At 43.8% G+C, this 1,258-nt stretch carries 1 protein-coding gene; it reads left to right on the top strand.

Annotation, left to right across the window (positions count from 1 at the left end):
* The first annotated feature begins 72 nt into the window (after nucleotides 1-72).
* Nucleotides 73-1,250, top strand: a protein-coding gene (locus tag ACVA58_RS27735; protein ID WP_446513477.1) for an IS3 family transposase whose coding sequence is annotated in 2 segments (ribosomal slippage) — nucleotides 73-340 and nucleotides 340-1,250 — 1,179 coding nt in all. Because the reading frame shifts where the segments join, the coding sequence is not laid out codon by codon here.
* The last annotated feature ends 8 nt before the right edge of the window (nucleotides 1,251-1,258 follow it).

Below are 1,258 nucleotides of genomic sequence, written 5' to 3'. Positions count from 1 at the left end.
TGTAGTGGCACACTAGGTTTGGCCACCTGATTAGAGGTGATATCATTACCTTTGAAGTAACCAGGTGACATTATGACTAAACGTACAAGAAGAACCCTAAGTGCTGAGTTTAAACTCGAAGCTGCTCAGCTTGTTGTTGATCAAGGCTACACGGTCAATGAGGCCGCTGAGGTGATGGGTGTAAGCACATCAGCCCTTGGTAAATGGGTTCGTCAGTTAAAAGAAGAACGTGATGGTAAGTCACCTAAAGCATCTCCTTTAACGCCAGAACAAATTGAAATCCGCGAGCTAAAAAAGCAATTAGCACGGCTAGAAGAGCATAATGAAATATTAAAAAAGGCCACAGCTCTCTTGATGTCGGACTCACTGAACAATTCTCGTTAATCGAGAAACTCAGGAAGAGCTATAGCGTAAAACTGTTGTGTGAAGTGTTTAGTGTTCACCGCAGTAGTTATAAATACTGGCGACAACGACCTGCTAAGCTCAAGCCTAGCTTGGTAAAGCTTCGCTGTTTAGTAAAAGAGCTTCATGTGGCGAGTAATGGCTCTGCTGGCGCAAGAAGTATTGCTGATATGGTAACAGCAAAGGGGACGCCATTATCCCGTTACCGTGCGTCTAAGCTGATGAAATCACTTGGCCTAGTTAGTTGCCAGATACCGAAACATCGTTATCGTAAAGCATCAAAAGAACATGTAGAAATCCCTAACTATTTGAGTCGTCAATTTGCGGTCTGTGAACCCAATCAGGTATGGGTGGGTGATGTGACTTACGTATGGACGGGGAATCGCTGGGCCTATTTAGCTGTAGTTATTGATTTATTCGCTCGTAAACCGATTGGCTGGGCAATGTCTTTTTCCCCAGATAGCAAATTAACTGGGAAAGCATTATCGATGGCTTTTGAATCTCGGGGCAGACCTAAAGGTGTGATGTTCCACAGTGACCAAGGAAGCCATTATACAAGTCGTAAGTATCGTCAATTATTATGGCGTTGCAAGATCAAGCAAAGCTTATCACGACGAGGAAATTGCTGGGATAACGCACCAATGGAGCGGTTCTTCAGAAGCTTGAAAACAGAATGGGTTCCAGCCGCTGGCTATCGAAGCTTCGCAGAAGCCCGCCAAGAAATCACTAAATATATTATTGGCTATTATAGTCAACTTAGGCCACATCATTACAACGCTAGCCTGACTCCTAATGAGTCAGAACGATTATATTGGGAAAGCTCTAAAGAGGTGGCCAATTATTCTTGACCACTACA

The sequence above is a fragment of the Photobacterium sp. DNB22_13_2 genome (assembly GCF_052873915.1).
Note: the sequence above shows the minus strand (reverse complement) of the source record. Positions and strands in the feature narration are given on the sequence as shown.